We start from the raw sequence: 24,165 nt of genomic DNA on the forward strand, positions 1-24,165 counted from the left end.
GTGTTGCTGTTTGACTTTCAATGGTGCAACGCGCCTGGCGCCTCGATCTCGACCCAATCTTCCTGTTTCGGGGTCGGCAGGCAATAGAAACGCATAATTGCATCCCCGTCCCCATCACACCCGCGTCCCCATCACACCCGATTTTCTGATGTTAAATTCTCAAAACCATAAGCCCCAATAAATTCGTATCCTACAATTTTTTTGTTGCATATACTTAACACTTTGTTGTATGTAACAAATACGAATTGAACAGTTAAAGGAAAGAAAAATGGATACCCATTTTCAGGTTTTTTTCGCCCGTGTCTCCAATGCCCTGGGCATCAAGAACCTTTCCGAGTTGGCAACCCTTTTGGGGGTCAACCGGTCTTCGATTACCCAGGCGCGTAAAAACAATTCCGTTCCCGCCAATTGGTTGTTGGCCCTTATGCGCAACCATGGGCTGAATCCCGACTGGCTGGAAGGCGGTAACGGCCCGAAATGGCTGAAACCCGGCGATACCGATGACGGCGAATTTTTCTCGGTGCCGAAGGTTCAGGCACGGCTCTGTGCCGGTGCGGGATCTTTTGAAGTGGAAAGTCGCATCGAAGACCATTATTCCTTTAAAACGGCGTGGCTGCAAAGCAAGGGGGCCAAAGATCGTATGGTGCTGATGGATGTATTCGGCAACAGCATGGCGCCGGAGATTAAAGACGGGGATACCGTGCTCATCGACCAGTCCCAGACGGCCATCATCGCCGGCACCGTCTATGCCGTGGGGGTTGAGGATACGATCATGGTCAAACGGATCGAAAAACATCCACGGAAACTCGTTATGTTGAGTGACAACAAGGAATATGCTCCGATTTTTTATCCGATGCGGAAATGGATCGCGTGCGTATTATCGGAAAGGTCCTATGGATATGCAGAGAGTTGAGGTGAAGACATGAACAGAACCGAGCAGATGACCATGGGCTTTCAATCCGCCACGGCAGAATTGAACCCTACGCCTCCCTGTGTGCACCGCTGCACGCCATGCCTGCCTGCGATAGGCGAATCCCAACTGCCGAGAACGCTCTCCTTTCCGCGCCTTGACCGAACCCGCGGGTTTCAGCTTCGGCGCGGGGATGTGCGTCGCTTCCTAAAAATTGTTTGCCGGGCCGCCGTGGAGTGTTTGGCAATGGCCGGAATTATCTTGTTCGCCGCATTGGCGACGCTGCTGTTGGGGCTTTAGACAATATGGTTGGAAAGAAATAATTCCACCATCCTGCTTGTCTTTGTGTCCGTCTACCGCGTTGCCGCCACAGACACATATTCTCGATATGCACCGGTGGGGGCGCCTTGTAGACGACCCCAAATCCGGCGCGATCGGGGTGAATTATTTCTTTCCGCCATCCTTGGGTGCGTTGTATATTGACACCCAATTTTAGTGAAATCTGAGAACCTTCGATTGGCCTGGCCAAGGTCGACCGAAGTAAGATTGGCCCTAAAGAGAAAAGCCCAGAGATCGGCACCGTTGAAGTTGGCGCCGCTCAGATTGGTCCAACTGAGATTGGTGTAAAAAGATACGCTCGATCAAAATTGGCGCCGCTTAGATTGGCTCCCCGGAAATCAGTCCCACAAAGATCGGCCTCTCTGAAGTCGGCGCCGCTCAGATCGGCCCAACGTCGATGGAAGTCACGAAGCTTGGCGCCGCTCAGGTCAACTCCACGCAGGTTGGCGCCGCGGAAATCAGCCTTACGAAGATCGGCACCCCGGAGATAGGCCTTCTCGATGTTCACATTTTGGAGCCGCACGGGTTGCTCCGGGTTATGTTTTCTCCACGCGTTCCACTCCGTCATGTCGTGCTTTGCCGAACACTTCATCAGCAGATCGAACTGCTCCCAGCTGAACGCCACGCCCGCGTTTTGCCGTTTAACTTCTGTTGTGAGCATTTTTAGAACCTCCCAGCTTGGTTAATGGTCATTCTTGATTTTTGGCGCAATGTGTCCGCCCTCTGCGCCGTCTTCCCTCTTTTCATAGTTGATCGTCTATGACGTTTATAACAATATTTGTGCCAGCAAGCCGTTTTTACAAAAAATCAGTTTTTTTACTAAAAATCTATATATTTTAAATGCTGTTGGGTCTCCATATAGACGGTAGAATGTGTAATTTAAAAACGACATCTACAAAAAAGCAATACAAAAATGTATCTTGTTGTCACGCTTGCATGCGATTGCCCTGCAAGTCCGCCCAAGATTCTTTGACGGAAGGATGGCGGTGCAAGAAAATGTCGGGAGAAAGATATAACGATCAGGAACGGTTGATGGCCAACATAGACGGCTTTTCACCGGACGGCCCGCTCTCCTTCTCGCTGATGTTGATATGCCTTCAGATGAAGAGCGTCTATCCTCGGCGCGAAGACGGTGAAGGTGGAGAAAAACCCGGCGGCGATCAAGACATCCAACCTCAAGATGAGCAGCGGCAAGGATTCAGCCGAGATTGTCAATTGAACAATCGGCGCTGGCAGGGTAAACTAAATACATGCAAGGGTCATCCACGCTTCGACATGCACATTTGAGGCGCCTATTGCTGGTCGCCCTCCTGACATGGGTTTGGGGCTGTTCCACTTTTACCAGCACCACGCCATCGACGGAACCGTCCGGAACGGTCGGCAAAAGGGCGTATTTGCCGCGTCCGCGTATCCAGACCATCGGCTTCACCATCCAGGTGGGCGCTTTCGCCAGCGAGCGCAACGCTTCGGCCTATGCCCGGCTGTTGCAATCCAAGGGGCTGGACGCCTACCATTTCATCGATACGGACGGTCTGTATAAAGTCCGTTTCGATCGTTTCCCCACCAAGGCAGTTGCCCTGAACCGCGCCCAAAGGCTGAAGACCGACGGTACTATCGAAGTTTACTACATCGTGCGCGCCTTGTTGTACGAAGATATTGCCGGTGCGACACCGCAATTGCAGCATGATTTGATTCAGACGGCACGGCGCTTCATTGGCGTCGAATACCACTGGGGCGGCACCACCGTGGAAACCGGGATGGATTGCAGCGGGTTGACCCAGACGGTCTACCGCCTGAACGGCATCGATCTGCCCCGCACCGCCCGTGAGCAGTATGCCGCCGGTGATCCGGTCTCGCGTAACGATCTGGCCAAGGGCGACTTGGTTTTTTCGATACCAGCCGCTGGGGCAAAATCAACCATGTGGGTATTTATTGCGGCAACAACACCTTCATTCATGCCCCCAGCAGCGGCAAGCGCATTCAGACGACGTCACTGTCCAAGGCTTATTACAGGAATCACTTTGCCGGCGCCCGTCGCTATTTTTGATGGTGGAATGACAGAGAACACTTCTTTTATACGCCATTTATCCCCTGTTCCAGGTAGGCCCTGGCCCGTGCAAAAGCGGTGTCAATTTCAGGGACATGCTGCGGCAGCTGGTCACGGATGGCTTCCAGGTATTTGTTTTCCTGCACCAGTTCAAATGTCCGGCGGAAATTGATATCGTAAATCCACCCGATCTGTAGCAATTTAAAATCATTCAGGGTCCGAAGGTCCGCCATACGTACGAGTTCACCGTGTACTATCGATTGGCAGACGGCGTCGGAATATCCATCACTGTCCGGCAGATCCAGTTCAACGGCCTTGTTGCGGTTGTCTGATATATTGCGGTAGTAGTCGGTTACCACCCGCCAGATATCGACCTTGTCCGCATCCCTGAGCAGTTTGAGGAGCAAAAGGGAACGTGCACCGGCCTGGCGGGGAAGGGCCAAACGATTGTGACAGGCCACGGCCTGCAAAATGATATCGGCCGATTCTGGATCAAAACCTTCCAGAAGCCGGTTCTCCCTGATAATTCGCACCCCCAGGGCGGCATGATCTTCCGACTTTCGGTCTACAAAGGTCCGATAGCGTTGATACTGTTCAAAGCGGCCGATATCGTGCAGCAACGCAGCGGTCTCAGCAACAATCAGATCCTGATGGGACAGCGCAAAGCTCAGGCTATTGGCGATGTCTTTGATGTTCTCGCAAACATGCCGGGTATGGTCTGCCTTCAGGTCGATGTTCTTCCGAAGCTCCGCATCATCGCCATCAAACCCGCAAATGTAAGCATCAAACCATTTTTTCAAATTCGATAACAAGGAATCCAGGTTCATCATAAATCACTCCGAATCCGGCCGTCAGGCAGCATGTTGTCAGGATGGTAGCGGCCGGCCTCCTCCATCTGAAAAGCACATCCTTTCCGGTAGTCCTCATGCCATTTGTCGCGGACCGGAAGCCATTCACAGATATCCTTGCGCCAGGCTTCGAGAAGCAAAACCTGACTAAACCTATCTACAGGTAGTATTTATCAAACGACCCGCCTTCCCGTTTTTTGATAACCCATTTATAGTAAACTCCCGAGCCCTGTTCACAAAACTCAGAGTCTCCGATAAGCGTTTTGAGGTCCTTTGTACTCGTGGTGCTGATACAGTACTGGTTTGGGTCGAGGATGTATATCCATCGTCCGCGCTTGATGAATCCTATGGCATGGCCTATGTCTGCATTGCCGTCAAAAAAACCGATGTGGAGGTAGTTCTCTGTGCATAAGGTCGTTACGATATCGTCTGCCATAGCAGCGGCTGTGGAGTCGTCCGGTTGGGTGGTCATCTGGTGCGGGCCGGATTGTATTACTTTCAGGTGATCCGGATAGCTTTTTTGGTGGCATAGACGCCATCCGTACGGGTGAAATAACCGGTCACAATATCCTTTACGCCCGAATTGCTGCTGAATTTCCGGTAAAACTTATGGCGATCAATTCCCACCCGCCGCAAAAAATTTTTGTCCGTAAATAAGCTGTTTTCTTGCAGCGATTTGACGATCCAGGTTGTCACAATGCCCGTGCAGTAACCACCTTTGTTGATATTCTCTTCCCATAAGGTTGAATCCATCGGCTCATCTCCTTTCTCTTTTTAAGTCCAATGGGGACGTTGTTTATAAACGATACTAACCTTTTCGTCGCAAAATCTGGGCGACGCCAGAGGTCGTCAATCCCAACTGCCTGCCCGTTTCCGCCATGGACAATCCCAACTTATTGACCAACTGGAGGACCAGCTGCCTTCTTACTGTTGAAACCGCTTGCCGCCGGCTGCCGTTGCGAAGTACATCGATGGAAATATCAGACGCCGTGCAGCAACGGTTGATCAGCTTCCTGGCGCTTTCCAGAACCGCATCGTCGGCCAATTGCCGTCGAATATGTTGCTCGGCCTCATCAATCATTCGAGTAACAAAATCGCCGGAGCCAAGATGCGTGCATCACCCTTTTCGGGAGTGCCGCTACGGCGAAGGGATTTGACCACCGACCAGCCACCCATGGAGCGAATCAAACCGCCGCCGACCAAGTCAGGCCGTTGCCCCTCAGCGATGCCTTTTTTCACGAATGCCCGATACACGCGCTTTGCTTCACCCTCGGTCCGACCGAACCATTTCAGTACATAATCTCTATCCTGCCACGGGGCATCACATCGGGCCATCACTACCCCATGACCACACCACGGATGGCGGTCTAATTGCGCCAAGTCTTCAACGATCCCTGCACGCAGCGGGTTTAAATGGATGTAGCGAACCAGTTCCCTAAAATAGGTATCTTCTTCACAGATGATTGATTTATACCGGTTTTGAAAAAGATGACCGTAGCGATGATGACGGCGATTGTAGGAAATGGCATAGCCGGTCAGGAACCGCCGCATGAAAACGGAAATGCCCGCCGTCCCGCTGCGCATGAGGATGTGAGCATGGTTATCAAGTAAGGCCCAGGCATAAATCGCTGTGCGGCTGTTTTCGGCATTCTGCCCCAAACGAGTGATAAAATTCTCGCGATCCAGATCATCGTCAACGATATTACGCCGTTCGATGCCGCGTAAAATCACGTGATGAAGAGTTCCCGGAGAATCTAAGCGTGCACCGCGTGGCATGGCGTTCACCTTTTGAAGTACTGTCGGTATGGAGGAGAAACTCAACAATATTTATGACAGCATTTTGTATTGTTTGTCAACAACGTCCCTATATTTCCTAAAATCACGCGATGAAGGGTTCCCGGTGTATCTAAACGCGCACCGCGTGGCATGGCGTTCACCTTTTGAAGTATTGTCGGTGTGGAAAAACGCAAGAATGTTTATGGCAGCATTTTGTATAGTTTGTCAACAACGTCCCAATATTTTCCCCAATATTTTCCTGTATTTCCTGTGATGGCCAGAAAATTTACTATCGGGCTGCTTCAGAAACGACAGTTTATTGGGTCAGGTTTTTGCTTGCAGTTGAGTCGGTTTTTGACTGGCGGTGACGATAACAGACCAAGACCAGAATTTAATGGTTGGGAAAAACTGATCTTGGTCTATATTTTAACAATCGTCTTTAGAATTGAAATGCAATTTTAGAAAAAACAAGTTTTTCGGAACCTCATATGATCCACATGATAGGTACTTGGGCGTGATTTTGTATGCAACGACGTCCAAGTACTATATTTAGTCGTTTGAATTGCAAAGCGCATCCATCGCGTCGGATTTTGTTTCGTAAATTTCATTTAATGCGCCTTGGCCATCAACCCAAACCACCCATTTACCTGCAGGTTCTTCAACTTGGCTTATATATCCAATATAATCTCCATTATCGCCGTACACATTGTAATGATATCCGGCGCTATCCTGAAAATCAAATTCTTCGCTAACAGAGCAAGCTAATGCACTATTTACAAGGCAAATTAAAGAAATTAATATTATATTAATAATATATTTAAATTTAATTATCATTTTTTGCTCCTTCCATATCTTATTAATATTATTATTCTGCTGGAATAGAAACTGTCACTGGGATTTCCATTATAGTGGCTACATCCTCAGCAATAACTTCAAGCCTGAAAGCAAAAACATGATCAACACCAGAATCTAATGCCAAACTTCTGGTAAATTGAACATCAAAAGTAATAGTATCTCCAGGCGAAACGTCTTCATGCTTTTCTGGGCTTATTGATTGAACCAGATCGGCAAAATCGCCATTTGGTACAAGTTTTACATCAATCTGTGAAGCCGCCCCTTCTAACGCGGCAATAACGGCATCAACAATTTCGGCGCTGTTTCTGGATAAAAGGAATGTATCACCATCCGTGGCAGCAGCCATATTGATAACATCTGATATATTTCCCCCAGATTGAAGCCCATATACACGTATTTTTAGATCATTAAGAGCAGTAACAGTCTCATCCCAGCTAGCACCGGGATAGCTACTTTCTTTGTGAAAACTGTAATCTGTGGCCAAAAAGATTACAGGAAGAGCACCTTCTCGCCAACCTACATCTGACGACTCAATTGTATAGCCGTAACTAGATACCGTTCGCCCGATACCTGTTGCAGCTTGATAAAGTGCTTCTAATTGACTTTCAGGACCATCCATTCCATAATGTAAACTAAGGTTATTTATAGAAGAAATAATTTCAGAAGAATCTGATGTAAGCATCTGATCAAGCCTGTAAGCATAATCACCGTAAGAACTGCTTCCATAGGGAGACCATGGAAAATCGCTAAAGGATGTTAAACCAATTTGTACATTCCGGCCAGCAGAATTAAATGCATTCACCAAGTCGATGGCTTTAGATTTAAATTGTGCGATATCATCTCCATAACTACCTGAAACATCAACCATAAATATTATGTCAACCTTGTCGAAAACATCGTCCGATGGCACAGTTACCTGTACCGGCACTAGTACAGATGTGTTTTTTGGAAGTGTAACATCAACCTTATCCCCTATTGGAATAGTTTTGTCCTCAAGACTATCAACCGCTGCCTCGAGAGCCCCTTGGACATTCAAGCGAGCACTTTTCCCCTCACAGTCCAACCCAGTGTTATAGAAGCATTTTCCATCATCTCTAACTTCTCCGTTAGCTATAGACAGAATTCTGGTAGGCTCATTGGGGGTGACGCCATTTGTCTCTACTTCTGGATCGACAGGTAAGGAACTCTTGCGTAAAAGCTTGCGGATTTCATCCGGGGTCAGATCAGGATTAACCGATTGCATAGCGGCAATTGTTGCAGTGACGAGCGGAGCAGCGAAAGATGTTCCTTGGGCTTCATTTCCTTTAGAGTCCTTAACGTATTTGCCACATGCAACAATGTCAACTTCCGGACCTATATTTGAAAAGTCTGCTATTTCAGGTATACTTGAAAATGGCCAATACCAGGGTAAATTTTCATGAGCACCAACAATTATGAGAGAGTCAGTTTGAATAGAGGATGGGACCCAGAATTTTGCCCATGAATGTGTATTTCCAGCAGCTGCTACGATGATAACGTTAGGATAGTCTTTTTCTATTTTATTTTTAATCCATTTCTCAATATTATCTCTAAGATCAATAAAACCTTCTTTATCGATGCACGCATTATCGCAAGCATCGCAACAAATATCGTCACCATCTTTATTTGGAGCTCCTTCTTGTCCAGTTCCGAAACTCCAATTTATTACAGTAGCGCCGCTTTTTACCAACTCAATAGTGCTATTAAATGCGTCTCCCCAAGTAGAACCTGATTTCTTTACCGCAATATTAAATCCACCATGATTTCTTTCAAGTCCTTGAAGAAGACCAGCATTCTTTCCGGTTTTAGTTTTACCATCGCCTATCTCAGCTGCGATTATACCTGTCACTGTGCTGCCGTGATCAGTGCTACTACTGGTGTCAGTAGAATATAGAGCGATATTGTTTGATCTATCAGAGCCATTTGCACTGTAACCGTCAAAATCGCTGGCATCAAAATCAAGCCCATTTTCAATTACTCCAATCGACGTAAAATTTGGGTGGAGTTTGGTTGCATCAGTTGGGCTTACATTATCGGTATAAAATTTAGCTCCCTCTTCAACCTTATTAGTTGCCCTTTGCCCATAAAAATCATCATCATCTGACCAATCAGCTTCTTGGCTTGAAATTGTATAGTCTATCATACAAAAATCGACTGCAGGATCATCTTCAACTACTTTCTTAATATTCTTCAAAGCCTCTAACTTGATTGAAGAAAATTGAATTTGAAATAGCAGTGTAGATGGATCATATCCTACAATTATTCCCCCTGTATCATCAGCAATTCTTTGGGCTTCAGAATTGTTAAAAAAGTCTGTTTTAAGGTATACTAATAAGATATTTGATGCAATTTTTTGTCCAGCCTCGTTTGTTATCATGTCTTCATCAGTTGGAGATTTGAATGAAGAGTTTGTAATTGTGAAAAAAAAATTGATTGCTTGCTCTATTCCCTTGTCTAATAAACAGAGGGCCGCTTTTACAATCATATGGGACATCAAATTGTAACAGATTTAAATTTATTACAGATGAGGAAGCAATCATGCCTGAAAAGATAACTTCAATAGGTTCTTCGTCGATTGCACCGCTGTAACCTATACTAATCTTGTCTCCAGGCATTCCTCCTTCTGATGAAATCTGCACAATTCTTAAATTTTCAGAAGTAACGTCCCAACTAAGTGCTGATGGATCAAAAGGATAACTACGGTTTTGTCTGATTGTAAAAGTATCGTCTCCGGTAACTGATGATTCTGCAGCTACGTTCCCAAAATTTATATCACCGTCTATAACGGTGGTGAAATCAGAGCTGCTAGTCAGCGTCGCAGACACGTTAACTTCAACATCTTCACCAGTATTTGTAGCTGTTGCCTTAAAGGTATAATCGTATTCAGTTCGACTTGCTCTGGTTTTACTAACGAGTTGATAATTGTCATCTATCAACAAATCTGCTGAAACTGGTAAAGAAAATAATAGAGATATAATTGTACAAAATAAAAACGTAATTAGTCGTTTATCTTTAATCATCATTTTCACCTCATAAGCAGTATTTTATATGACTATGATTTTTTAATTTTCTTCCGGTATCCCGCCAGGCCTATCAATCCAGTTCCAAGCAAAACCATTGTAGTCGGCTCAGGAACAGGAGCAGTACCGGGTACTGATTCTCCAGAATCAACGAAAGCATAGTCAGAATCATAAACTTCAAAATATTGTCCGTTTGGATTGCCTGTACCGAGCCAGTTAAATTGAACAGAAAAGGATTCGGCCAACGAAGCACCATCGACCAACGCCAGTGCATCATAGGCACCGTCATCAGGAGAACCAAATATTACATCCGGATCATAGGCAATGACATCCCAATCACTTGGTGATGATACAGGTGTGATGTTTTCATAAAGCCCATATTCGAAAAATATTTGGAATCCATAGTCAGCATTGAAGTCATAATCGCTGACATAATAATCATACTGCCAGAGTCCTGACCCTAAGTCGGTAGCATTATAAGTTATGATTATAGCCTTTGCTGAAGACACTTGAAAAATTATTAAACAAAGAAGGGTAAATAAACATTTTTTTCATAATAAATCTCCATTTTCAAAATAATCACATTAGCTTAGGATGAAAAAGAAACGAACGAATGAACGAATTAATACTGCATTCCAAAAAAACAGAAATAATTACCCCCTTCCTTAATTTCTGCTCGTAGAAATTTATAATATTGTGGTTTTATGATATCATCAAAATGTGGTTAGCAAAGTACCGTCAAATAAAAAAGCCAAGTTACCATTAACCATGGCAACCCGGCTTTCTCACAAAAGGTCTGTGGCTCACACCCCTGAGAGATCCGTGGCTTTCCGTCCCCGCCTCGCAACAGGTTTGGCTTTACATAGTGCAACATACAATTTGTAGAGTTTAAACAAACTCAGAAGAGCAATAGCCTATCCAAAATTAAATTATACAATTTAACCAATTTAGTATTTGCGGTTGAGATAACCGCGAGGAAGCATGAATGATAGTGGTGATTCATTCATGGCAAGAAAGGAAGCAAGGATCGTACATTTCAAACCTGTTATTAATGACAGGTTGATGCACAACCATCTAATTTTTATTGATCATTTAACACACTAACTTCTGCTTTTCAAAGTGATTGGCGCATACAATTGAATAAATATGAATTGTTTGTGGAGTTTTTTTCACATATAGAATGGTATTTATTTCACAATATAAATTATCTTACACAAAACGATCACTCTTTTACTTAATCAAACTCAACTGTGTAATATTGTGACACTCCTTCAACGCATTTTTGGCAGATATTGTAACTTTATCTCCCACATCAATCTCCCACAAATAGTAAAATATAAATAATAACAGTCATCTTTGCAAACACATCATTTGGCATATAATGTGCCAGTAGAACATTGATCTTCCTTTATTGAATGAACTCATCGAAAACAACTGCTTTCATTCTTGAAATAGTTTTTCACATTGCCCAATAAAATTGAATTAAAGATGGAAAATTGCAGAGAGTACGAACTGACAGAAAAAGAGGCAGTGGTTTTGAACTGGATTAAAGAGGGTAAAAGTTCATGGGAAATTTCCAAAATTCTCAATTGCAGCAAACGTGTTGTTGATTTTCATGTTTCCAACATCAAAGATAAACTAAACGCTTCTAGCCGAGCACAAGCGGTTGCCATCGGGCTGCAATATCAATTGATTCGATTTTAAGGGAAAGCCAGTCTTTTCAACCAACCTCTCAATGGATCCCATAACCCGCCAGCTTACGCCGCAAGGTATTCAGACCGATGCCCAAAAGGCGGGCCGTTTTGGATTTGTTCTCGCCGGTCTGGGCATAGGCCTTGAGGATATGCGCCTTCTCGATTTCCGCCAACGGCTTGATGGTTTGGTCCCCGGCATCCATCTCTTCATCGGTGCAGTTTTTGGATGCCGTTTTGATGTGCGCCGGCAGATGCGTCACCTGGATGGGTGCCCCGTGCGCCAGATTGACCGCTGACTGGAGGATGGATTTCAGCTCGCGGATGTTGCCGGGATAGGCGTATTGCATCAACACTTCCAGGGCGGGTTTTTCGATGAAGCCCGGATGGCTCACATCATAATATTTTTCCAGGAATTTTTGGGCCAGCAGAAAAATATCTTCCCGGCGCTCCCGCAACGGGGGGAGATGTAGCCAGCCGCCGCGAATCCGGTAGTAAAGGTCCTTGCGAAAACGTTTTTGGGTTATCATGCGCTCCAGGTTTTCGTTGGTCGCGGCAATGAAGCGCAGGTCCACCTGTTGGTGCGTGCTGGAGCCCAGCTTGGTGAATTCACCATCTTGCAATACCCGCAATAACTTACCCTGCAAGGAAAGCGGCAAATCGCCGATTTCATCCAGAAAGAGCGTTCCCCGGTTCGTATATTCAAGGTAGCCCACACGGCCGTTCTCGGCGCCGGTGAAGGCGCCCTTGGTATGGCCGAAGAATTCGGCCTCGAACAACGAGCCGGTCAACGACGACATGTTGATGGGTGTAAACGGCTGTTGGGCGCGCGGACTGGCCCCATGGATGGCGCGGGCCAGCAGCTCCTTTCCCGTTCCGCTCTCGCCGGTAATCAGCACGGGAACCTGGCTGGAGGCATGCAGTTCGGCCTCCTTGAGAATGCGCATGACTTTCTTCGACTGGGTGATGATTGGCTTGAACGGGGCTTCGTTTTCCAGGGTCGGCAGGTCGCCGCGCTTCTCGATGTCGATGAGATCCAGGAGCCGTTTGCGCTCCAGGGTGCGTTTGATGGACAGGGACAGGTCTTCCGTGGTGACCGGTTTGACCAGGTAATCGTAGGCCCCTTTATTCAAACAGTCGACGGCGATGCGCGCCTCGTTGATCGCCGTGACCATGATGCATTCGGTGGATGGCGAGTTGGCCTTGATCGTTTCCAAAAGCGTGATCCCATCCATTTCGGGCATGGTCATGTCGATCAGGGCAAGGTCGACGACCAGTCCTGTTTCGATTTCTCCGGCCAGCTTGACGGCGCTCTCCTCCAGGCGGATGCGTTTGAACCCGATATCCGCCAGCTTCCGACCGAGGATTTCCAGGTAATCCCGATCATCATCGACAACCACAACGGAACTGTTCATGGCGATTCCTGTCTGCACGTTTGTGGTCGACCAAATATGCCATTTTGGCCTGCTCTGTTTTGGCATATTCGGCCTAAGGCGTTATTTTCGCAGGCGTTTCTTTGCTGTATATGCCAATTTGGGATAGCTGTCCAGAAAATAATCAAGCCTGTGGATGATCCGTCAACAACGCGCTGAATATAATAACAGCTTGAATTGTATATTAAAAAATATGCGTTCGATCGTTCCGCAGGTCTCTGGCACAAGGCTTGCTGATCCAAAATGGCAAAGAAATGTGACAATTTGGCCAGTCCGTTCTCCTGCTGGCCGGTAGAGACGGAAGGCGGCCGCCTTCCCGCTCCCGCTCCAGATGCAACACCGACACGTCTTTTTCATTAACGGCAATCGCTCGTTTACCGCAACAACCATAAGGGGATTGGCTTATGCACTTAAAAAACAAATTCGATACCGGTAAGTTCGCCATTCTGGCCGAGATGCTGCCGCCGAAAGGGGTGAATGTCTCCGCGATGGTCAACAGCGCCTCGCGGATACGCAACGCCGTGGATGCATTTCTCGTCCCGGAGATGGGCAACGCGGTAATGCGCATGAGTTCGCTGGGCGGCGCGATGATCCTGCAAAGCAAGGGCCTGGAGACCATCATGCAGGTGAATTGCCGGGATCGCAATCGCATCGCATTGCAGGCGGACCTTCTGGCCGCCTACGGTTGCGGAATCATCAATGTCATGGGGGTTGCCGGCGAGGATCCCAGCCTGGGGGATCATCACCAGACCAAGGCGGTTCATGACATCGATTTGATGACCCTCTACAAGGCCATCGCCGACCTTCAGACGGGCAAGGATCTGGCCGGCAACGAACTTTTCGGGGCCCCGGCGTTCACCGTGGGCGGCAGCGTCAACGCCCGGGCCACCGGCGAGGAACTGGATCAGGCGATTGGACGCTTGAATGAGAAGATGGCCACGGGCGTCGAATTCTTCATCGCGCCGCCGGTTTTCGATGTCAGCGCCTTCGCCGCCTTTGCGGAGAAGATCGACCTTGCGAAAACCCACGTCATACCCACCGTCATGCTGCTCAAATCCGTCGGCATGGCCCGCTACCTGGACCGCCACCTCAATATCACCGTTTCCCAGGATCTGATCAAACGCATGATGCGGGCCCCGGACAAGACCACGGAGAGCCTCGCCATTGCCGTGGAAACCACCAAGGCCATCAAGGAGGCGGGTTTTGCCGGTGTTTTGATCTCTGCCATGGGATGGGAAGACAAACTGCAAAAACTGATGGACATGATTTGAGCGGCGCTACCCTTTCAACCCATAACCCCCAATGAGGATCGCAGAATGTCAGAGAAAGCAAACCCCCAAGAAAAGGATGTCGTCGGCTCCGTACTGGTGGTCGGCGGCGGGATTGCAGGCATACAGGCGTCCCTGGATCTGGCCGATTCAGGTTATTTCGTCTACATGACCGAGACAAAATCGGCCATTGGCGGCGTCATGGCGCAACTGGACAAGACCTTCCCCACCAATGACTGCTCCATGTGCGTCATTTCTCCCAAACTGGTCGAATGCGGGCGACATCTCAACATCGATCTGATGACCCTCACCGAGATCGCCGAGGTGACCGGCGAGGTGGGCAACTTCACCGTCAAGCTGCGCCAGAACGCCCGCTATATCGAAATGGACAAGTGCACGGCCTGTGGCGAATGCGCCAAGGCCTGTCCCATCGAAACGCCCAATTTGTTCGACATGGGCTTGAGGGAACGCAAGGCGGCCTACAAGCTCTACCCCCAGGGCATGCCCAGCGCCTATGCCATCGAAAAGCGCGGGACGGCCCCATGCAAGGCCACCTGCCCGGCGCATGTGAGCATTCAGGGGTACATCGCCCTGATCAACGACGGCCGTTACAAGGAAGCCTTGACGCTGTTCCGGCAGGATCATCCGTTTCCGGCGGTTTGCGGTCGGGTGTGCCATCATCCCTGTGAAAGCCAGTGCTCGCGCAACGACGTGGACCAGCCCCTGGCGATTCGTGAATTGCATCGTTTTCTCGCCGACTATGAGCGCCAGAGCGGCGAACGCCATATCCCGGAGATTACGGCCGAGAAGCGCGGCGAGAAAGTGGCCGTCATCGGCTCCGGTCCGGCCGGTGTCACCGCCGCGTACTACCTGCTCCAGCAGGGGTACGGGGTTACCCTTTTCGAGAAGATGCCCGAGCCGGGCGGGATGATGCGTTACGGAATCCCCGAGTACCGGCTGCCGCGGGACATCCTGGCCGAGGAGATCGATGTGGTGCGCCAGATGGGCGCCGAGATCCGCTGCAATGTCGCCTTCGGATCCGATGTTACCCTGGAGAGCCTCAAAGCCGACGGATACAGCGCCTGTTTCATGGCCATCGGTCTGCATGGCGGTCGCCGCCTGGGCGTGGAGAACGAAGATGTTGACGGCGTGCTCCAGGGAGTTGATTTTCTGCGGGAAGCCGCCATGGGCAAGGATTTCGACCTTGGCGAGGATGTGATCGTGGTCGGCGGCGGCAACGTGGCCATTGACGTGGCCCTCACCGCCAAACGCAAGGGCGCCAAGAACGTCACGCTGATCTGCCTGGAGAAGCGCGAGGAGATGCCGGCCTGGGAGCACGAGATCGAGGAGGCCCTGGAAAGCGACATCAAGATCGTCAACAGCTTCGGTCCCAAATCATTTTTCATCGACAAGAACAAACGGGTTTCGGGAATCGAATTCAAGACCTGTACGGCGGTGTTTGATGACAACGGTCGTTTCAACCCTGCCTATGATGAGAAGGAATGCCAGCCTTTTTTTGGCGATACGGTGATCGTTGCCATCGGCCAAAGCACCAACCTGACCGGCATCAAGGAGCAGGGCATTGCCATCTCGCGCCCCGGTGGTCTGGAAGCCGATCCGGTAACCCTGCAAACGCCCATCGACTGGGTGTTTGCCGGTGGCGACGCCTTCTACGGTCCCAAATCGGTGGTCGATGCGGTCGCTGTGGCAAGGAGGCCGCCGAGAGCATTCATCGCTTCATCAATGGGCTGGATCTGGCCGAAGGCCGGAAAAAGGAATGGGATTTCTATAAACCCGATGTCAGCCAGGAGGTCAAGAAGTCGCGCACCACGGTCCGCTGTCTGGATCCGGCGGCGCGGGAGTGCAACTTTCTGGAAGTCTCCTTCGGGTTCAGCGAGCAAGAGGCCAAGCAAGAAGCCGAGCGCTGCCTGAAGTGCGGACTGTGCTCGGAATGCTACCAGTGTGTGGATGCCTGCCTGGCCAAGGCGGTCAATCATGATATGATCGCCGAGTACAAATCCATCAACGTCGGCGCGATCATCCTGGCGCCCGGTTTTACGCCGTTCGATCCCACGGCCCACAAGACCTATCCGTACGCCAGCCATCCCAACGTGGTTACCAGCCTCGAGTTCGAGCGAATTCTCAGTGCATCGGGTCCCTTCGAGGGTCATCTGGTGCGGCCGTCCGATCACAAGGAGCCGGACAAGATCGCCTGGTTGCAGTGCGTGGGCTCCCGCGATATCAACTGCTCGGATCATAGCTACTGCTCGTCCGTGTGCTGTATGTACACCAACAAACAGACCGTCATCGCCAAGGAGCACAGCACCAAACCGCTGGATGCGGCGGTCTTCTTCATGGATATGCGGACGCATGGAAAAGAGTTCGAGAAGTACTACATGCGCACCAAGGACGAAAAAGGCGTGCGCTTCATCCGTTCCAAGGTGCACACCATCGATCCGGTGGAAGATGAGAACCTGCGTTTGCGCTATGTGACCGAAGCGGGAGAAATCAAGGAAGAGATTTTCGACATGGTGGTGCTGGCCATCGGCCTGGCGCCCAACAAAGAATCGGTGGACCTGGCCAAGACGGTCGGCATCGATCTCAACAAACACCTGCATGCCGCCACACGCACCCTCGAGCCGGTGACGTCCAGCCGACCGGGAATTTTTGTTTGCGGCGCCTTCCAGGAACCCAAGGACATCCCCCAATCGGTCATGGAGGCCTCGGCGGCCGCATCCACCGCCACCAGTCCGCTGGCGACGGCCAGGGGAACCCTGATGCGGACCAAGGCGCTTCCGCCGGAAATCGACGTTTCGGATCAGGAGCCGCGCATCGGTGTTTTTGTCTGCAACTGCGGCATCAACATCGGCGGCGTGGCCGACGTGCCGGCGGTGAGAGAATACGCCCGCACCCTGCCCCATGTGGTTCATGTGGAGGACAACCTCTTCACCTGCAGCCAGGACACCCAGGACAAGATGAAAGAGGTGATCAAGGAGAACAACATCAACCGTGTGATCGTGGCCTCCTGTTCGCCCCGTACCCACGAACCCCTCTTTCAGGAGACCATCCGCGATGCCGGCCTGAACAAGTATCTCTTCGAAATGGCCAACATCCGCGATCAGAACACCTGGGTGCACATGAACAACCCGGACCGGGCCACGGCCAAGGCCAAGGATCTGGTGCGCATGGCCGTGGCCAAGGCGGCCTATATCGAACCCTTGCACCAGGTCCGCCTGGATGTGATCCAGAAGGTCCTCGTGGTCGGCGGCGGCGTGGCCGGCATGGAAGCGGCGCTGGGCGTGGCCGATCAGGGATTGCCGGTGTTTCTCGTCGAGCGTGGCAACCAGCTGGGCGGCGTGGCCCACAAGCTGCTCGCCACCTGGCAGGGCGAGCCGGTGAAACCCTACCTGGATCAATTGATCGACAAGGTGCGCAACCATCCCCAGATTCACGTCTACATGCAGACCGAGCCGGTGGAGACCACCGGTATCATGGGCAACTTCACCACCACCCTGATGACTTCCGGGGAGACCCTGACCGAGACGGTGATCGAGCATGGCGCCACCATTATCGCCACCGGCGGCAAGGAGTACACGCCCAGCGAATACCTGTATGGTCAGCATCAGAATGTCATGACCCACTTTGATCTGGATGCGGCCCTGGCAGCCGATGACCCGCGCCTTGCCACGGCCGATAGCGTGGCCTTCATCCAATGTGTCGGCTCGCGAACCCCGGAAAGACCTTACTGCAGCCGGCTGTGCTGTACCCATACGGTGAAAAGCGCGCTGAGCTTGAAAAAGCGCAATCCGGAGATGGACATCTATGTGCTCTACCGGGATATGCGCACCTATGGGTTCCGGGAAGAGCTGTACAAGGAGGCCCGCGAAAATGGCGTGATCTTCATGCGCTATAACCTCGAGGACAACCTTCCCGATGTGAGCGCGGCCGACGATGGAACGCTTAGCGTCAAGATCCGCGATCACGTCCTGCAGATGCCGGTGGAACTCAACCCCGATCTTCTGGTGCTGGCAACCGCGGTGCTGCCCAATGAGAACAAGGACCTGTTCGAGCTGTTCAAGGTTCCCATCAACGCCGACGGCTTCCTGGTGGAGGCCCACGCCAAGCTGCGGCCGGTGGATTTCGGTTCCGAAGGCATCTTCATGGCGGGCCTGGCCCATTATCCCAAACCCCTCGATGAGAGCATTGCTCAGGCCAGGGCGTCGGTTTCACGGGCCATGACGATTCTTTCCCAGGACGCCATCATGGTGGGTGGCGTGGTGGCCGAGGTCGATCCGGACAAGTGTGCGGTTTGCGTGACCTGCGTCCGGACCTGCCCCTACCACATTCCCTATATCGGCGAGGAAGGACATGCGGTGATCGAAGCCGCCGAATGCCACGGGTGTGGATGCTGCGTGGCCGAATGTCCGGGAAAGGCGATTCAGCTCAAACACTTTACCGATCAGCAACTCGTGGCCAAGACCGCAGCGCTTTTTGAGAAGACCAAAGAAGAAGCCGCGTGATTGAAAAGGGACCTGGGCGCCATCCTGGCAGCCTGAGAACTCCGGGCGCCCAGCCCCATCAATACCTTAAACGTCATTGGAGAAAAACCATGAATGAAACCTTTGAACCTCAGATTCTGGCATACTGCTGCAAGTACTGTGCATATGCGGCTGCTGACCTGGCCGGATCCATGCGGTTGAGCTATCCCAGCAATGTCAAGGTGATTCAGGTACCGTGCAGCGGCCGGGTGGATATTATTCACCTGCTGACCGCCTTCGAGCGGGGTGCCGACGGCGTCTACGTGGCGGGGTGACTGGAGGGCGAATGTCATTTCCTGGAAGGAAATCTCAAAACCAGAAGGAAAGTCGAGTACACGCAGCGGACGCTCAAGGAACTGGGCATCGAGCCGGAACGGGTGCAAATGTTCAATCTCTCTTCGGCCCAGGGACCGCGTTTTGCTGAAATCGCCAATGAGATGACGGAGAAGATCAAGGGGCTGGGACCCTCTCCGGTCAAATCCTGACGGATTCGTAAGAAGCCCGATATCGGCGTTACGCTTCATCCTTCGTCACTGCGGCGTACGCAAAAGTACGCCTCATTCCTCAGGATTCGCAAGCCTTGATCTCGGGCTTCTTACGAATCCGTCGGAACAGCGACTTTTTACGAGTTCATCAACTTTAACCAAGGTCAGGCGGCTGGACGCGCCGCATCGGGACCCTCAAGAGGTGACGCTATGATAGTTGCGGATCGAAAATCGCTTGAAGAGATTTTGGACATGCTTAAAACCCACAATAAAATTCTTCTCGTGGGATGCAAGGGCTGTGTGACGGTATGCAACGTGGGTGGCGCCAAAGAAGTGGGCATACTGGCGGCAAGCCTGAAGATTGCCCGCAAAAAGGACGGCAACCCCATCGAAATTGATGAGAAGACCCTGGAGCGCCAATGCGATCCCGAATATGTGGAGCAGATCCGGGATATCCATGACCAGTACGATGCGGTGCTCTCCATGGCCTGCGGCGTGGGTCCCCAATTTCTCTCCGAGGCCTATCCGGGGCAGACCTTCTATCCGGCGGTCAACACCAAGTTCTTCGGCGGCGCGGTCCAACACGGCATCTGGGAGGAGCGCTGCGCCGGCTGCGGCACCTGCATCATCCATCACTATGACGGTCTCTGCCCGATAGCGCGCTGCTCCAAGAGCCTCCAGCACGGGCCCTGCGGCGGCAGCGCCGACGGCAAGTGCGAAATCTCCAAGGACGTCGAGTGCATCTGGGACACCATTGTCAAGAAAAAGATGGAGCAAGGACGACTGGCGGATCTGCGCCATATCCGGGCGGCCAAGGATTGGCAGACGGCAAGGGACGGCGGGCCCCGTAAAAGCATAAGGGAGGAGCTGGTGCAATGAGCGATAACGGATATAAATCGGGAAGCAATCTGGAGAAGGTGCTCAAGGCCGGTCACTTTGCCTTTACCGGTGAGTGCGGGCCGCCCAAGGGCGCCAACGTGGAACACCTCAAGGAGAAATTCGAGCACCTGCGCGGCAAGGTGGACGCGGTCAACGTCACCGACAACCAGACCGCCGTGGTGCGCATGTCCAGCGCCGCCGCCTCGGCCATCATGGTGGCCAACGGCATCGAGCCCAATTTTCAGATGGTGTGCCGCGACCGCAACCGGCTGGCCATGATGGGGGATATTCTGGGGGTCTATTCCCTGGGCATCCGCAACATGCTCTGCCTTTCCGGCGACCACCAGAAGTTCGGCAACCATCCGCAGTCCAAAAATGTCTACGACATCGATTCCATGCAACTGATCGCCATGGTCAAGAAGATGCGCGATGAAGGCAAATTTCTCAACGACGAGGATATCGACGAGCCGCCGCGAATGTTCATCGGCGCGGCGGCCAACCCCTTTGCCGATCCGTATGAATACCGGATCTACCGCCTGGCCAACAAGATCGATGCCGGCGCGGATTTCATCCAGACCCAGTGCATCTACAACATGCCGCGCTTCCGCGATTTCATGAAGCAGGCCGTGGACATGGGCCTGACCGAAAGAGCCTATATCCTCGCCGGCGTCACCCCCATGAAGAGTGCCCGCATGGCCCAGTACATGGCCAAGATGGTGCCGGGCATGGATGTTCCCGAGGAACTGATCAAGCGTCTGCAAGGGGCGGAAAAAGGCAAGCAATCCGAAGAAGGCATCAAATTCGCCATCGAGCAGATCGAAGAGTTCAAGGAGATGGAAGGCGTTGCCGGCGTTCATTTGATGGCTATCGAATGGGAACATAAGGTCCCCGAGATCGCCGAACGGGCGGGCGTTCTTCCCCGGCCGACGATCCAATAACCGATTGCGGTTATTTACAAAGCTCAAGTTATGGGGGGTGAACGCGTCCAAAAACATTTCAAGATAGTATTAAGTATTAAGTGTTAAGCGGTGGATCGGATCCGTTTGGTTAACAAATTGGCAGCATTCCTTTTCTTAACACTTTAGACTTTACACTTAACACTAACCCTCCGACGATTTGGTTTATGCGATATTTGCTTAATCAAAAATCACTGGAGCTTTCTGGAGAACCGAATAACCGATTTTGCCTGGCCCGCGGGCCGACGCTTTTGGATGCCCACCACGGACATCCCTCCGGTCCGGTCCGGCAACCCCCAACCTGCTCAGGCTGCTGATGAAATAACAATCAGCTTGGAAAAAAGGAGAATGACCATGAGTGAAAAAAAACGAATCCTGGTGGTAGATGACGAACCTGATTTCTGTTCCATCGTGCAGGGGAACCTGGAAAAGGAAGGCTTCGAAGTGGAGGTCGCCTATGACGGCGCGCAGGGCCTGGAGAAGGTCAAGGCCAACCCGCCGGATGCCATCGTGCTGGACGTCATGATGCCCGAGATGGATGGCTACGCGGTCTGCAAGGAGCTCAAGAGCGACGAGAACTATGCCGGCATTCCGATTGTCATGCTGACTGCGGTGGCCTCGCACGTTTCCTCCACGCGCTACTCGCATTACGACGGCATGAGCATGGAAGCCGATGATTACCTGCCAAAACCGGCTTCGGCCGAGGAGATTACGGAGAGTCTGAAAGGCTTGCTGAATCTTTAAGCGGCTAAGCGGTTTTTCGTAAACGGGGCCCGCCGTCAAGGCAGGCGGACCGGAATGACCTTCGGTGCCGTTTCGCCTTGGCGGCGGGCGCCAGCCGGCATGACTGCCATCCAGATCCGAAAGGGGCCGGATCTGTCGCACATGCCGGATGCTTCCGAATCCGGACATCCGGAAAAAATGATTCATCGGTGCCTTCCGCAACAGGCCCGAACTGAATGTCAAAGGGGCAGGGATTTCGGATTCGGAAGCTCAACCAACCACGATAGACGCGTAAAAAGTCGCATTCCCGACGGATTCGTAAAAAGCCCGAGGTCAAGGCTTGCGAATCCTGAGGAATGAGGTGTACTTGGCGTACTCCGCAATGACGAAGGATGAAGCGTAACGCCGATATCGGGCTTTTTACGAATCCGTCAATCACACCTTCACCCACCACTCGTCCCCACCCGCATACCCCCGCGTAGCGCTTTTCCGGCCTGAAACGCGGAAACGGTTCCATGCTTCATTGGCAACGATTCGGAAATTCAGACCCATGCCTCATCAACCGATATCGACGGGTGTTTGACCGTCGATAAGCGGGAGCCAATCCGATGAACCCAGCTTCAGGCATTTTGGATTCCACGGTTGAATACCAGACCAAGGTATTCTGCATCATCAGTGATCAGCGGGTCTTTCGCTCGAGATCCCCGGAAATGTTCGGTGCCGTTTTCCATCGAACGGGCATCAAGGGGGCCTATGTACCGTTCATGATCCAAGGGGACAGCATCGGCAAGGCCCTGGAGAGCCTGCGGGTGCTCAATATCGCCGGCGCCAACATTACCGCACCCTTCAAGGAGGCCGTGCTGCCCCACCTGGATATTCTTTCCGAAGGTGCCAACATCATCGGCGCCGTGAACACCATCGTTTGCAAGGGCGGGCAGCTCAAGGGGTACAACACCAACGCCATCGGCATCATGGATGCCCTCAATACGGCCCAGTTTGACATTGCCGGTAAAAAGGCGCTGGTCATCGGTACCGGCGGCGCGGCGCGTGCCGTGGTTTTTATTCTCAACTGGTTGCGGGCGGAAAAGATTATCGTTGCCGGAAGAGATAACGAAAAGACCCGCCGCCTGGCCGACCACTTCCAATGCACATCACGCTTGCTGCCCGATCTGGCGGACGATCCCATGGCCACCGACATTGTCGTCAATGCAACGCCCGTGTCCAGTCATGATGAAGACGACCCCTTGGCCGCCATCGTCAAGGGCATGCGGCTGACGGGCTGTGAGCTGGTATTTGATCTCAATTATGGCCATCCGAACAACATCTGGCAGGAAATGGCGGCGATCAACGCCACCGCCTTCATGGACGGTCTGTCCACGTTGGCCTTCCAGGCTCGACGAACGTTTTTGCTCTGGACGGGCCAGGAGGTTCCCCAGGAGGAGTTCATCAGGGCGCTATCCCTCTGAGAGGCTAGTTTGAAACGCCTGTCTGATCCAGACGTTTCAAATCGCCTTTCAGAGAGGTTGAAAAGCCTTACATAAACGTCTCCAGAACGGCGCGGGCTTCCCTCGCGTGGCGTTTGGCGCCGATGCGTTCGAGGCAGTCGATGCCGGCATGGATTCTCTCCTCGGCTTGCGTTTTGCGGTCCAATGCCATCAAGGCCTTTCCCCAGCCCACCAGCGCCAAGCCTTCCATGGTGGGCGCACCCATCGCCCGCGCCTCGTTAACGCAGGTCCGATACCAGCCGAGACATGGGTCGGCGACCGTCGTTGCCCGTAAGCCATCCCCGCTGTCGGCGGTTTGCCGGGCCGCCTGGAGAAGGCGCAGATAAACGCCGGCCATCACATAACCGCAGGTCAGATACCGCAGCCGGCAACCGGACGCCTGCCAGTCGGCCAAAAGGGACTCCATGCGCGTGAGGCCCTCACTGACCTGGCCGTTGATAATCGTCGTCAGGCCCTTGAAAAAACGCGCCGGGTGGCCGACGAATTCGGCGCCATTGGCCTCGTCAAAGGCAATCAACTGATCCAAGAGGGGCAGGGCATCCTCGATTTTTCCGCTGCTGATGCTTCCGTAGCATAGGGCCAGTTTGGGAAATTGCGAATACCAAGGGTCGGCGGAAATCGCCATGGCTCTCTTGAAACGCGCCATGGCGCTCTCGATATCGCCTTGCACCAGGTCTTTCCATCCCATGCAGCAGTGACCGGCCACAAGGCTGCGCACGTTGGCATGCCGCTTGCCAAATTGAATCAAGCGCTCGCCCATTTTTTCGGCCTGCGAGGCGTCTCCCCGATGCCAGGCGGCATAGCCCTTGCCCAAAAGGGCGTTGAAATAGATGTAGGCGTCTTGCACCAACCCGTCGACATACAGGCTTCGGCC

The 24,165-nt window shown here is 51.7% G+C and carries 24 protein-coding genes, 2 pseudogenes and 1 riboswitch; of the genes and pseudogenes, 13 read left to right on the top strand and 13 right to left on the bottom strand.

From position 1 onward, the window contains the following. Positions 1-268: 268 nt before the first annotated feature. Both JCM12296_RS10465 and JCM12296_RS10470 read left to right on the top strand, forming a co-directional pair. Positions 269-913 (top strand): LexA family transcriptional regulator, encoded by a 645-nt coding sequence (locus JCM12296_RS10465; RefSeq protein ID WP_246804133.1) that lies wholly within the window; start codon positions 269-271, stop codon positions 911-913. Between the two features lie 9 nt (positions 914-922). Continuing rightward, the gene (locus tag JCM12296_RS10470; RefSeq protein WP_054692382.1) at positions 923-1,210 is read left to right on the top strand and encodes a hypothetical protein; all 288 of its coding nucleotides are present in this window, start codon (positions 923-925) and stop codon (positions 1,208-1,210) included. Positions 1,211-1,263: 53 nt separating this feature from the next. On the opposite strand, the gene JCM12296_RS50375 is transcribed toward JCM12296_RS10470, so the two are convergent. Together JCM12296_RS50375 and JCM12296_RS10475 are read right to left on the bottom strand one after the other, a co-directional pair. Continuing rightward, the gene (locus JCM12296_RS50375) at positions 1,264-1,512 is read right to left on the bottom strand and encodes a pentapeptide repeat-containing protein (RefSeq protein WP_083456041.1); all 249 of its coding nucleotides are present in this window, start codon (positions 1,510-1,512) and stop codon (positions 1,264-1,266) included. After that, positions 1,509-1,910: a pentapeptide repeat-containing protein gene (locus JCM12296_RS10475; protein ID WP_054692383.1), complete on the bottom strand. Its 402-nt coding sequence runs from the start codon at positions 1,908-1,910 to the stop codon at positions 1,509-1,511. Before JCM12296_RS10475 ends, JCM12296_RS50375 begins: the two co-directional genes overlap by 4 nt. Positions 1,911-2,281: 371 nt before the next feature. On the opposite strand from JCM12296_RS10475, the gene JCM12296_RS38115 reads away from it, so the two are divergent. Both JCM12296_RS38115 and JCM12296_RS50380 read left to right on the top strand, forming a co-directional pair. Then, positions 2,282-2,536 (top strand): hypothetical protein, encoded by a 255-nt coding sequence (locus JCM12296_RS38115; protein ID WP_054692386.1) that lies wholly within the window; start codon positions 2,282-2,284, stop codon positions 2,534-2,536. Continuing rightward, positions 2,500-3,141: pseudogene (locus JCM12296_RS50380) on the top strand (C40 family peptidase); the annotation flags it as partial. The gene JCM12296_RS38115 and the pseudogene JCM12296_RS50380, both read left to right, overlap by 37 nt. A gap of 181 nt (positions 3,142-3,322) precedes the next feature. On the opposite strand, the gene JCM12296_RS44095 reads toward JCM12296_RS50380, so the two are convergent. From JCM12296_RS44095 to JCM12296_RS41660, 5 genes are all read right to left on the bottom strand, one after another. Then, a complete protein-coding gene (locus tag JCM12296_RS44095) occupies positions 3,323-4,126 on the bottom strand; it encodes an HD domain-containing protein (RefSeq protein ID WP_054692392.1) in 804 nt (267 codons plus the stop codon). A gap of 175 nt (positions 4,127-4,301) precedes the next feature. After that, on the bottom strand, positions 4,302-4,616 hold the full coding sequence (locus JCM12296_RS10495; protein WP_054692394.1) for a hypothetical protein: 315 nt from the start codon (positions 4,614-4,616) through the stop codon (positions 4,302-4,304). Between the two features lie 26 nt (positions 4,617-4,642). Next, positions 4,643-4,897, bottom strand: a complete 255-nt coding sequence (locus JCM12296_RS10500; protein ID WP_054692397.1) for a hypothetical protein — start codon at positions 4,895-4,897, stop codon at positions 4,643-4,645. 55 nt (positions 4,898-4,952) lie between these two features. Then, entirely contained in the window at positions 4,953-5,225 is a 273-nt protein-coding gene (locus JCM12296_RS41655) for a hypothetical protein (protein WP_218188040.1), read from the bottom strand. Then, on the bottom strand, positions 5,222-5,920 hold the full coding sequence (locus JCM12296_RS41660) for a transposase (RefSeq protein WP_246804134.1): 699 nt from the start codon (positions 5,918-5,920) through the stop codon (positions 5,222-5,224). The genes JCM12296_RS41655 and JCM12296_RS41660 overlap by 4 nt, the downstream gene beginning before the upstream one ends. Positions 5,921-6,100: 180 nt before the next feature. Here JCM12296_RS41660 and JCM12296_RS38120 point away from each other — a divergent pair, with 180 nt between their 5' ends. Further along, positions 6,101-6,382, top strand: coding sequence for a hypothetical protein (locus JCM12296_RS38120; protein WP_157067522.1), 282 nt, complete (start codon positions 6,101-6,103; stop codon positions 6,380-6,382). 87 nt (positions 6,383-6,469) lie between these two features. Here the strand turns inward: JCM12296_RS38120 and JCM12296_RS10510 are convergent, their stop codons facing one another. The 4 genes from JCM12296_RS10510 to JCM12296_RS36235 are packed head-to-tail and all read right to left on the bottom strand — an operon-like array spanning position 6,470 to position 10,322. Next, positions 6,470-6,754: a hypothetical protein gene (locus JCM12296_RS10510; protein ID WP_054692401.1), complete on the bottom strand. Its 285-nt coding sequence runs from the start codon at positions 6,752-6,754 to the stop codon at positions 6,470-6,472. 31 nt (positions 6,755-6,785) lie between these two features. Further along, on the bottom strand, positions 6,786-9,278 hold the full coding sequence (locus JCM12296_RS10515) for a S8 family serine peptidase (protein ID WP_172683842.1): 2,493 nt from the start codon (positions 9,276-9,278) through the stop codon (positions 6,786-6,788). Further along, on the bottom strand, positions 9,178-9,816 hold the full coding sequence (locus tag JCM12296_RS38125) for a hypothetical protein (protein ID WP_157067523.1): 639 nt from the start codon (positions 9,814-9,816) through the stop codon (positions 9,178-9,180). The genes JCM12296_RS10515 and JCM12296_RS38125 overlap by 101 nt, the downstream gene beginning before the upstream one ends. 29 nt (positions 9,817-9,845) lie before the next feature. Then, positions 9,846-10,322, bottom strand: a complete 477-nt coding sequence (locus JCM12296_RS36235; RefSeq protein ID WP_083456038.1) for a PEP-CTERM sorting domain-containing protein — start codon at positions 10,320-10,322, stop codon at positions 9,846-9,848. 258 nt (positions 10,323-10,580) lie between these two features. After that, a riboswitch (cyclic di-GMP riboswitch) is annotated at positions 10,581-10,680 on the bottom strand. A 621-nt stretch (positions 10,681-11,301) separates the two neighbouring features. On the opposite strand from JCM12296_RS36235, the gene JCM12296_RS10530 reads away from it, so the two are divergent. After that, the gene (locus JCM12296_RS10530; protein WP_054692411.1) at positions 11,302-11,517 is read left to right on the top strand and encodes a helix-turn-helix transcriptional regulator; all 216 of its coding nucleotides are present in this window, start codon (positions 11,302-11,304) and stop codon (positions 11,515-11,517) included. Between the two features lie 28 nt (positions 11,518-11,545). Here JCM12296_RS10530 and JCM12296_RS10535 read toward each other — a convergent pair whose 3' ends face one another. After that, positions 11,546-12,919: a sigma-54-dependent transcriptional regulator gene (locus JCM12296_RS10535; protein ID WP_054692414.1), complete on the bottom strand. Its 1,374-nt coding sequence runs from the start codon at positions 12,917-12,919 to the stop codon at positions 11,546-11,548. 422 nt (positions 12,920-13,341) lie between these two features. On the opposite strand from JCM12296_RS10535, the gene JCM12296_RS10540 reads away from it, so the two are divergent. The 7 genes and pseudogenes from JCM12296_RS10540 (at position 13,342) to JCM12296_RS10575 (ending at position 23,252) form a co-directional block, all read left to right on the top strand. After that, a complete protein-coding gene (locus JCM12296_RS10540) occupies positions 13,342-14,208 on the top strand; it encodes a methylenetetrahydrofolate reductase (RefSeq protein WP_054692416.1) in 867 nt (288 codons plus the stop codon). Positions 14,209-14,253: 45 nt separating this feature from the next. Next, positions 14,254-18,725: pseudogene (locus JCM12296_RS49000) on the top strand (FAD-dependent oxidoreductase). An 89-nt stretch (positions 18,726-18,814) separates the two neighbouring features. Further along, positions 18,815-19,228, top strand: coding sequence for a hydrogenase iron-sulfur subunit (locus tag JCM12296_RS10550; protein WP_246804137.1), 414 nt, complete (start codon positions 18,815-18,817; stop codon positions 19,226-19,228). Between the two features lie 252 nt (positions 19,229-19,480). Further along, positions 19,481-20,107 (top strand): methylenetetrahydrofolate reductase C-terminal domain-containing protein, encoded by a 627-nt coding sequence (locus JCM12296_RS10555; RefSeq protein ID WP_246804138.1) that lies wholly within the window; start codon positions 19,481-19,483, stop codon positions 20,105-20,107. Further along, positions 20,104-21,045, top strand: a complete 942-nt coding sequence (locus JCM12296_RS10560) for a methylenetetrahydrofolate reductase (protein WP_054692421.1) — start codon at positions 20,104-20,106, stop codon at positions 21,043-21,045. Before JCM12296_RS10555 ends, JCM12296_RS10560 begins: the two co-directional genes overlap by 4 nt. 372 nt (positions 21,046-21,417) lie before the next feature. After that, positions 21,418-21,807, top strand: a complete 390-nt coding sequence (locus JCM12296_RS10565; RefSeq protein WP_054692424.1) for a response regulator transcription factor — start codon at positions 21,418-21,420, stop codon at positions 21,805-21,807. 587 nt (positions 21,808-22,394) lie between these two features. Further along, positions 22,395-23,252, top strand: a complete 858-nt coding sequence (locus JCM12296_RS10575) for a shikimate dehydrogenase family protein (RefSeq protein WP_054692430.1) — start codon at positions 22,395-22,397, stop codon at positions 23,250-23,252. A 67-nt stretch (positions 23,253-23,319) separates the two neighbouring features. On the opposite strand, the gene JCM12296_RS10580 is transcribed toward JCM12296_RS10575, so the two are convergent. Continuing rightward, positions 23,320-24,138: a hypothetical protein gene (locus tag JCM12296_RS10580; protein ID WP_054692433.1), complete on the bottom strand. Its 819-nt coding sequence runs from the start codon at positions 24,136-24,138 to the stop codon at positions 23,320-23,322. Positions 24,139-24,165: the final 27 nt, after the last annotated feature.

It is taken from the genome of Desulfosarcina cetonica JCM 12296 (genome assembly GCF_001311845.1).
GTDB lineage: Bacteria > Desulfobacterota > Desulfobacteria > Desulfobacterales > Desulfosarcinaceae > Desulfosarcina > Desulfosarcina cetonica.

What these genes read in the sequence shown, in the direction of transcription:
- JCM12296_RS41655 (WP_218188040.1), bottom strand. Translation starts at nt 5,225, where the DNA reads ATGATTGATGAGGCCGAGCAACATATTCGACGGCAATTGGCCGACGAT.
- JCM12296_RS10575 (WP_054692430.1), top strand. Translation starts at nt 22,395, where the DNA reads ATGAACCCAGCTTCAGGCATTTTGGATTCCACGGTTGAATACCAGACC.
- JCM12296_RS38125 (WP_157067523.1), bottom strand. Translation starts at nt 9,816, where the DNA reads ATGATGATTAAAGATAAACGACTAATTACGTTTTTATTTTGTACAATT.
- JCM12296_RS10565 (WP_054692424.1), top strand. Translation starts at nt 21,418, where the DNA reads ATGAGTGAAAAAAAACGAATCCTGGTGGTAGATGACGAACCTGATTTC.
- JCM12296_RS10560 (WP_054692421.1), top strand. Translation starts at nt 20,104, where the DNA reads ATGAGCGATAACGGATATAAATCGGGAAGCAATCTGGAGAAGGTGCTC.
- JCM12296_RS41660 (WP_246804134.1), bottom strand. Translation starts at nt 5,920, where the DNA reads ATGCCACGCGGTGCACGCTTAGATTCTCCGGGAACTCTTCATCACGTG.
- JCM12296_RS10510 (WP_054692401.1), bottom strand. Translation starts at nt 6,754, where the DNA reads ATGATAATTAAATTTAAATATATTATTAATATAATATTAATTTCTTTA.
- JCM12296_RS10465 (WP_246804133.1), top strand. Translation starts at nt 269, where the DNA reads ATGGATACCCATTTTCAGGTTTTTTTCGCCCGTGTCTCCAATGCCCTG.
- JCM12296_RS10555 (WP_246804138.1), top strand. Translation starts at nt 19,481, where the DNA reads ATGCTTAAAACCCACAATAAAATTCTTCTCGTGGGATGCAAGGGCTGT.
- JCM12296_RS10495 (WP_054692394.1), bottom strand. Translation starts at nt 4,616, where the DNA reads ATGACCACCCAACCGGACGACTCCACAGCCGCTGCTATGGCAGACGAT.
- JCM12296_RS10540 (WP_054692416.1), top strand. Translation starts at nt 13,342, where the DNA reads ATGCACTTAAAAAACAAATTCGATACCGGTAAGTTCGCCATTCTGGCC.
- JCM12296_RS10470 (WP_054692382.1), top strand. Translation starts at nt 923, where the DNA reads ATGAACAGAACCGAGCAGATGACCATGGGCTTTCAATCCGCCACGGCA.
- JCM12296_RS10515 (WP_172683842.1), bottom strand. Translation starts at nt 9,278, where the DNA reads ATGATTGTAAAAGCGGCCCTCTGTTTATTAGACAAGGGAATAGAGCAA.
- JCM12296_RS44095 (WP_054692392.1), bottom strand. Translation starts at nt 4,126, where the DNA reads ATGATGAACCTGGATTCCTTGTTATCGAATTTGAAAAAATGGTTTGAT.
- JCM12296_RS10500 (WP_054692397.1), bottom strand. Translation starts at nt 4,897, where the DNA reads ATGGATTCAACCTTATGGGAAGAGAATATCAACAAAGGTGGTTACTGC.
- JCM12296_RS38115 (WP_054692386.1), top strand. Translation starts at nt 2,282, where the DNA reads ATGGCCAACATAGACGGCTTTTCACCGGACGGCCCGCTCTCCTTCTCG.
- JCM12296_RS10530 (WP_054692411.1), top strand. Translation starts at nt 11,302, where the DNA reads ATGGAAAATTGCAGAGAGTACGAACTGACAGAAAAAGAGGCAGTGGTT.
- JCM12296_RS10535 (WP_054692414.1), bottom strand. Translation starts at nt 12,919, where the DNA reads ATGAACAGTTCCGTTGTGGTTGTCGATGATGATCGGGATTACCTGGAA.
- JCM12296_RS10475 (WP_054692383.1), bottom strand. Translation starts at nt 1,910, where the DNA reads ATGCTCACAACAGAAGTTAAACGGCAAAACGCGGGCGTGGCGTTCAGC.